This is a genomic window from Dulcicalothrix desertica PCC 7102 (genome assembly GCF_003991905.1).
In the GTDB taxonomy this organism is placed as follows: Bacteria; Cyanobacteriota; Cyanobacteriia; order Cyanobacteriales; family Nostocaceae; genus Dulcicalothrix; species Dulcicalothrix desertica.
Map to the genome: position 1 here is coordinate 1 of NZ_RSCL01000045.1, position 6,769 is coordinate 6,769.

The window sequence follows — 6,769 nt, forward strand, 5'->3', positions numbered from 1 at the left end:
AAAACTCTTTTCATAATAAATTTTATTGAAATACAGGGTAGTTATCTTAACATTTTAGCACGTTAAGTACGCAAGAACCATAAAGAGTAGTATATGAAGGTGGTTTATCATCTGAAATTGTTTGAGAAACTAGTTGAATAATTGGTGTTAGTGATGATTTGGTATATGTATATATTTTTTGTTCTATAACTTCTTTTATATATTTTTCTTTTCGTTGTGCTTCAACTTTTAAATTTTCTGGTACTTGCGAAAAATCTACTCCTTGATATGTCTTAGGTTTTGCTTTATTTGAATCACTATCAAATTCTAGCTCACCTGATAAAAATAATTGCATTAACTCTACTTCGGATAATAAAGAAATTTCATTGCTAATAACATCAACAATTCTCAAATTTCCATCTGCTCTTTTTTCTTGAATTACATATTCACGATGTTCTAACCAAAAGTGGAGTCCTTGTTTAAACGCTACTTTACTCATATCATAAATCCTTTGTCAATTCATTGTTTGATATAAACTAATCAAGCTACTATTTCCAATTGGAATTGTTAAATCAGTTGACAGAAATCCAATGAATATTAATTTCAACAAACTATCCCTAAAAATACCTTTCTTACTTAAATAGTCTTCAGCTTTTTGGAGAGAGATAGGTGGTTGACTTTGAAAATATTTATGGCAAGTAATCGTTAGCTGCGGAGTTAGTTTAACTGGTGCATACCGATATAAAAGTTTAATGTTACTTAGAAGAGGTTCTCTCCTTATCATTTCATCGGTTATTACTAAAAAATCCCAAGATAGGGATTGAACAATAGGTGCTACGCATTGGAATAATCTTGTATTTTTGTCAGAATTAATTAGTTTTTTAGGTTTAATTTCAATAATCTGTTTTTTCTGACTTCGTTCAACTAAAAAATCTGGTGTATATTTTAATTGTTTGTTTTCCTGTTTATAAGCTATTTTCAGGGGCTGGCTGCAATATGAAAGGACATCTGGGTCAATTTCTAATAAGTACATATAGTCTCTTTCCAACAAAGACTCATACCAAACACCAGAATGCATCTTCAAGCTGAAAAAACGACCGATATTCTTCTTTGTCCCGGTATTGGTAATTTTTCGAGCAGGAGTTGTCAATTTGTTTTTTCTCCTGATGTTTAATATATTTCCCGTATACGATAGCAAACCACTTTATACCTCTCCTCTTCCATTAGGCAGAGAATTTCACTTTGTGCGCGAATTCATTTCACTTTATGCGCGAATTTGGTTTCACTAAATTATCAATTTCAATTTATGCGCGAAACTCATATCCTGAAACCCCTATAAATTCGTTTCCAGAATTTCGCTTTATCTGCGAACCCATAATTTTATACGACTCAGTGTACAATTACAACGAGTCAACTGTCGGTTCGCGCAAAAAGCGCTAATCTTCGCACAAAAGCCGCTAATTTTTCGCACGGTCATGCAATTTTTTTCGCTGTAAGCTTTATACTGCAAGGAATATTGCCCAAGGGGAAATCCAAGCATGATATAGGTAAAAGCGCTCTCCAGTATCTACCACAATGCTTTTGGACTCCGTGCCAGTCAAATCCTGGAATTTGCATTCAGGAGCGCGAATTGTTCTGGAAATTAGCGCGCATACGCGAAAAAATTAGCCAGGTTGTGCGAAAATATGTGCCTGAAACAACGTAATCACGTTCTAAAATTAGCGCTTTTTGCGCGAACCTACACAACGAAGAGGTAGCTATGGCGCCAGTTGAAAAACGTAAGATACCGACCAAGTGCAAACAATGTGCCATGCTGAGTGCTTCACAGGCGAAAGAAATACATGGCGCCCAAGGGGATAATTGTTGGAATCCTGCGGTATGTTACAGCCGTAGGTCTCACGCACGACACTCTTACAGGCGAAATCAAGCGCGCGCTATGAGACGTTCTTCTGTTCTAGCCCAGGAAATATCTATAGACATTGAGGAATTTGCTGATATTTACTTTGCTACGTTAATTGTGTACAGGGCGCCTGGTTCTGAAACACCTGTACACGCAGTGGGCGCCGAAGTTTGGAAAGGTCAAGAAAAGCGCGCGGTTGTTAAACCAATTCATTGTGTCGGGATGACGAAAAGTCAAGTTTTGGCTTATACGAGGAAGTTACAGGGAGTATTGACTTCAAATTATGGAGTTAGAAAATTTGCTTCCCTGGAACGACTTGACCCGTGTTTATGCCCAATCAGACCCTGCCCACGTAATCCACAAACTTAAATTATTTAAAACAAACAGCACGAAAAACAGGCTCAAACACTTGTTAAATAAAGCTTTGTCAATAGAACAAAAAAGCCCGTATCCCCGGATAAAGTTTTAAATGAAAGCACTTGCAGGTGCCTAGATATGAAACATTTGTACGTTACTATAGCTTGTCATGTAATGAAAAAAATGCTTTTAATCGCGCCAAGTTTTTAGAAGGAAAATAGACTTAAATGCTTGCTGTATATGCTTTTTGCTTTAGAAGTAAAACTCTAGTATGTCAGGATAAACTATGAATGAGAAGTATATACAGTTAGAAATCTGGGATTTATTGGAGGAAGCCAGATCGGCGCCACTTGAAGTAGACTGGCGCTTGTTATGGGACGGTCTTGACGCATCATTAATAGATTTAGATACAACTGAGCAGTTACAAGTTGCGGCAGATGCATTAGTACAGATGGTCGAAGTGTTCCATACTCGCAGTGTTGAAACTTTTGAAGAAATTGAATCTGTTATAGGTGATGATGGTCCCGTGATGGGTGATGCTGACTTTGCGGTATTTGTAAGACAAACTATGGACATTCGTTTTGATGAATTTATCGAACCGTTGGTAAGTTCTATTAGGAAGCCTTACGTGTGGGCGCCTGACACAGCTAACCATTCAATAGTACAAATAGTCGATAAGGAAACTTTACTAGAGACACTTGCTTATACAGAAGAAGTGACGAGTGAACAAGCGTGGGAGTCAGTTTTAAACATTGCCCACAGCGAGGATGTTGAAGCTTGGGTTAGTAAGATTAGGGAATATATTGGGGTGGCGCCAACTCAGATAATAACTGTGTCGGGTTTGATGCGCGCGCCCTTGGAATTGGCGCCAGTCGAAGTTTGGTTAGGTTTATTACTTGGTTCTCTTAACATGGTGAGAGATTGTAAGTTTAATTTTGATTGTTACGATGTATTCTGTGAGCAGTTTTATGCTTCAGATATTTTAATTGAAATGGAAGCATCAATGAGTGGCGCCTATTGTAGTTAAAAATTTTACCAATGTGCCATCGGCGCCTGTAATTTAATAGAGAAGCAAGTGATTATAATGCTTTTGGGTGCCTGTTTTTAAGAAATTTAAGTATATTTGCATTACCGTATATTTAGTTATTAGAGTACGTTGTATCGGCTCAATCGCACTCTAATAAACGAATAAATCATAATTGGTGAGGTTTTTGGACACCTGCTCAATTGAGAACAATTTGTTTCCAACCGAACGTTTGTTTGTGGTTTAATAACTTGATTATTGTTGGCGCCTATCGAAATTAATGATTTGATAGATTAAGATAAAATACAACATAACTACAATTTGATATGTCAGACGAAAATATAAAACGAGTTAAGCCTATTCGTAAGCAAATGGAATATAGAAACATTTGTTTTAGAATTACTCAGCTAAAAAATGGGAATTGGAAAGCCGTTGCTGGTGGGGTATTTGTTATTGCTCATACAGAGTTAGATGCTATTTACTATATAAAAGCAGAAATTGATGCAGAATTAAATTTGCGTCGTAAATGGCACCAAATTCTGTGAAAAATTCTCGATTGGTTAATTATTATCGGCGCCGTTTTGTTTAGTCGCAGCGTTGACATGAGTATAAAATTCTTCACGACTAATTTCACCTTGGAGTACTTTATTAAAGGAATTATTAACAGTCTTTTGAGCATTTGAGTTAAATTTGGTGACACTGCCGTCGTTAGGATTAACTAAACCGAGTATTTCATCGTCATCATCAGGTAAAGTTCTCAGAAATTTTTTATAAAAATCAGAGCTATGTTTAGCGTCCCAAGCCTGAATTGGAAACTCTCTTATTTTATTTAGTATTTGTTGGGCTACGTTACGGGCATCAACTTCATTTTTCCATACGCATAAACTGTCTTTTCTTGATGCTGCTGGAGGACGAGCCATGACTAAATACTTTCCTGTCCTAGGGGATTTTTCAACCCATGTATAAGAAAATTCTTCTTTTAAAGGAATATGCTCGCTCACTAAACAAGCAAAATCACCGTCAAAAACTTGAAAATTCAAGTGTGGATTTTTTATTGCTAAATCTCTCACTACCTTTCTAAGTACAGGAAATCTATTCTCAGTAGTCGAAAATACAGGTACTAAATCGTTATCTAGCTGCTGATTTTTCTTCACAGTAGAACGCTCATTAATAAGATTAACAATTTGATTCTTGAGACTTGAATAAACTTTATCTTCCTGAAAGTATTCATTGAAAAATTTCGACATAATTCTCCTATCTACTTTATATTGTGAATTGATTTTCTCGGCGCCGCTCCCAAACTTAAGGAGGAAAAAGTCCATACCGGAGGGGCGTGAATTGCTCTTAGGCGCCTAGTACGAGAGTGAGTCAACCACACTCTAAGAACGCGCCTGTATGATTGAACGCGGGTTTTTACTTCGTCCAAGTATACTTTTTATCATAGTAAATGAATTATGGCGCCTGTTTTACATGAAAATGTGCAGCATGAGTAGAAGTTTTTCAAGCCTACTCTTGGTTTGTGTTATTTGTTAAGATTTATTACAGTTTAACGGCGCCGACTATAATCAGGGCAGGGTAAGTTCGATGAACCACTAGGGTGAACTGCACACAAGAAACCACTATTAAAAGCGCAACCACTTGCACAACATAAGCAAGAATAAACTTGTTTTTCGATTAGCTTTTTATCCTGTTCTGAATGCTCGCGAAGAAAAGCAAATAAATTTGATTCGTTACCTCTGTTATTCCTACGAGCATATTGCACGCTCTCCACTGTTCGGCGCCTGTAATCATGCCAGAGGGAGGAAAAATATTAAGTTTTGTGTGTAAGCAGGCGCCGAAAATACTAGATTTCAATAAACAGACTCATAGTTATAGTTGGCGCCCAAGCACTAACAAGATTTTGATTAGATGAGCAGAACGTGAATACTAATATTCCTCTACCCCAAAAATTAGGTGACCACTATTGGCTTGAAAAATCAACAAATAATTTTATACCACCACCCCCAACACTTTTAAAATTTCCCTTACAGGCGCCTTTTGGGAATCTAGAGAAAGCACTTGGGATAGCAGCCGTTTGGGAATGTACTTGGTAGATTTAATTTCGCGCTCGCCCGAACTCCAAAACTCGTAGTGATAATAAGCTTCATAGTATTCTTTACCTTTTCTGATAACAGTGCGCCATCTGATGCTGCCACTCCCATTACCCTTAGTTCGGCGACATGAGCTAGCAGATATATTAATGCCTGTCTTATCCCCTTGGAACTTAGGCTCACCATTCTTCCAAGGGGATATATTCATGTCTGACTTATCCCCTTGGAACTCAGGCGCCTCAGTTGGAATGGGAGATATATTCATGTCTGTCTTATCCCCTTGGAACTCAGGCGCCTCAGTTGGAATGGGAGATATATTCATGTCTGTCTTATCCCCTTGGAACTCAGGCTCATCACTTTTCCAAGGGGATATATTAATGTCTGATTTATCCCCTTGGAACTCAGGCTCATCACTTTTCCAAGGGGATATATTAATGTCTGTTTTGTCCCCTTGGAACTCAGGCACCTCAGTTGGAATGGGAGATACGTTTGTATTTGTTTTATGCCCTTGGAAAATGTCAGACTTATTATTAGAGGGGGCTTCCAGTAGTTTGGACAGTATTGTATTCGGAAGTTGCACTACTCCATACGCATCAAAAACTTCTATAAACCGTGCGCTGTCCCGTCCCCAATAAATCAGTACATGCGATTGCCGTGCGGGTAGTTTTGGCTCGTAATTAGTGTCTAAGAATTTTATTCTTCCTTTCCAAAAGCAGACAGGTTGAGTTTTCAACACAGGTGATAGCCAGTTAGTGTCAGTGGCGCCAGGTACCAATGCAATAGCTTCTGTAACTCGACAAGAAGCAAGTTCTTCAATGAGTTTGGCAATCCACTTACCAGGACACGAGTATGGTGGATTGAGAAATATACGCCCATGCCATTGCTGAAATAAACCATCTTCATTAATGGTGTAATGTTCGCGCGCGGGAATTTTCTTGCCAACTTCCGCACATGGGTCGAGGTCAATCTCACCCAATACCTGCACAACCAACTCAACAATGTAAGGTGGCGTGTACCAATTGTCTGATGATTTATCTTTCATAGTTGCTATTTTTAGGTAAAGTGTCTCTGTCACGCCGTCCACACAGGTGAGGCGCCTTTCATAGCCGTGGAAAATATGCGTGCGTATTGCTACGTAACTTTGACAATGTTGGTAGCTTTCTGCACAAACACTGCCCTAATTTCGCTCGGTAAGACCTCGATTAAATAGGCGAGCAAGGATGCTTTAATTTGTGGAACTTGAGAAACAACCATTTGGGTAAAATACTCCCAACCATAGGCGCCTGGGAGTTCCAACACCTGCGCGACTACTTGAGACGCGGGTAAATCATCTGGATTAGAGACCAGTAATGGTAAATATTCTTTTGTTGCCCAAACCAGGTCTTCATCTGATGGTTCAAAACTATAATTTTCTTGATT

Annotated in this window: 9 protein-coding genes; 3 read left to right on the forward strand and 6 right to left on the reverse strand. The window is 38.3% G+C overall.

The window, feature by feature from the left end:
* Window positions 1-46: 46 nt before the first annotated feature.
* Together DSM106972_RS46775 and DSM106972_RS46780 are read right to left on the reverse strand one after the other, a co-directional pair.
* Window positions 47-478, reverse strand: coding sequence for a hypothetical protein (locus DSM106972_RS46775; RefSeq protein ID WP_127087123.1), 432 nt, complete (start codon window positions 476-478; stop codon window positions 47-49).
* A 15-nt stretch (window positions 479-493) separates the two neighbouring features.
* The gene (locus DSM106972_RS46780; protein WP_127087124.1) at window positions 494-1,129 is read right to left on the reverse strand and encodes a TnsA endonuclease N-terminal domain-containing protein; all 636 of its coding nucleotides are present in this window, start codon (window positions 1,127-1,129) and stop codon (window positions 494-496) included.
* A gap of 609 nt (window positions 1,130-1,738) precedes the next feature.
* On the opposite strand from DSM106972_RS46780, the gene DSM106972_RS46785 reads away from it, so the two are divergent.
* From DSM106972_RS46785 to DSM106972_RS46800, 3 genes are all read left to right on the forward strand, one after another.
* Window positions 1,739-2,248: a hypothetical protein gene (locus tag DSM106972_RS46785; RefSeq protein ID WP_127087125.1), complete on the forward strand. Its 510-nt coding sequence runs from the start codon at window positions 1,739-1,741 to the stop codon at window positions 2,246-2,248.
* Window positions 2,249-2,522: 274 nt separating this feature from the next.
* The gene (locus DSM106972_RS46795; protein WP_127087126.1) at window positions 2,523-3,263 is read left to right on the forward strand and encodes a hypothetical protein; all 741 of its coding nucleotides are present in this window, start codon (window positions 2,523-2,525) and stop codon (window positions 3,261-3,263) included.
* A 323-nt stretch (window positions 3,264-3,586) separates the two neighbouring features.
* Window positions 3,587-3,805 (forward strand): hypothetical protein, encoded by a 219-nt coding sequence (locus DSM106972_RS46800; protein ID WP_127087127.1) that lies wholly within the window; start codon window positions 3,587-3,589, stop codon window positions 3,803-3,805.
* Between the two features lie 15 nt (window positions 3,806-3,820).
* On the opposite strand, the gene DSM106972_RS46805 is transcribed toward DSM106972_RS46800, so the two are convergent.
* The 4 genes from DSM106972_RS46805 to DSM106972_RS52930 all read right to left on the reverse strand — a co-directional run.
* Window positions 3,821-4,507 carry a hypothetical protein gene (locus tag DSM106972_RS46805; RefSeq protein WP_127087128.1) on the reverse strand — a complete coding sequence of 229 codons (687 nt, stop codon included), beginning with the start codon at window positions 4,505-4,507 and terminating at the stop codon, window positions 3,821-3,823.
* A 299-nt stretch (window positions 4,508-4,806) separates the two neighbouring features.
* A complete protein-coding gene (locus tag DSM106972_RS46810; RefSeq protein WP_145837501.1) occupies window positions 4,807-5,031 on the reverse strand; it encodes a hypothetical protein in 225 nt (74 codons plus the stop codon).
* 218 nt (window positions 5,032-5,249) lie between these two features.
* Entirely contained in the window at window positions 5,250-6,392 is a 1,143-nt protein-coding gene (locus DSM106972_RS46815; protein ID WP_127087130.1) for a DNA N-6-adenine-methyltransferase, read from the reverse strand.
* An 89-nt stretch (window positions 6,393-6,481) separates the two neighbouring features.
* Window positions 6,482-6,769: hypothetical protein (locus tag DSM106972_RS52930; protein ID WP_201800881.1), on the reverse strand; the 288-nt coding region annotated here is incomplete at its 5' end.

What these genes read in the sequence shown, in the direction of transcription:
- DSM106972_RS46775 (WP_127087123.1), bottom strand. Translation starts at nt 478, where the DNA reads ATGAGTAAAGTAGCGTTTAAACAAGGACTCCACTTTTGGTTAGAACAT.
- DSM106972_RS46785 (WP_127087125.1), top strand. Translation starts at nt 1,739, where the DNA reads ATGGCGCCAGTTGAAAAACGTAAGATACCGACCAAGTGCAAACAATGT.
- DSM106972_RS46795 (WP_127087126.1), top strand. Translation starts at nt 2,523, where the DNA reads ATGAATGAGAAGTATATACAGTTAGAAATCTGGGATTTATTGGAGGAA.
- DSM106972_RS46800 (WP_127087127.1), top strand. Translation starts at nt 3,587, where the DNA reads ATGTCAGACGAAAATATAAAACGAGTTAAGCCTATTCGTAAGCAAATG.
- DSM106972_RS46805 (WP_127087128.1), bottom strand. Translation starts at nt 4,507, where the DNA reads ATGTCGAAATTTTTCAATGAATACTTTCAGGAAGATAAAGTTTATTCA.
- DSM106972_RS46815 (WP_127087130.1), bottom strand. Translation starts at nt 6,392, where the DNA reads ATGAAAGATAAATCATCAGACAATTGGTACACGCCACCTTACATTGTT.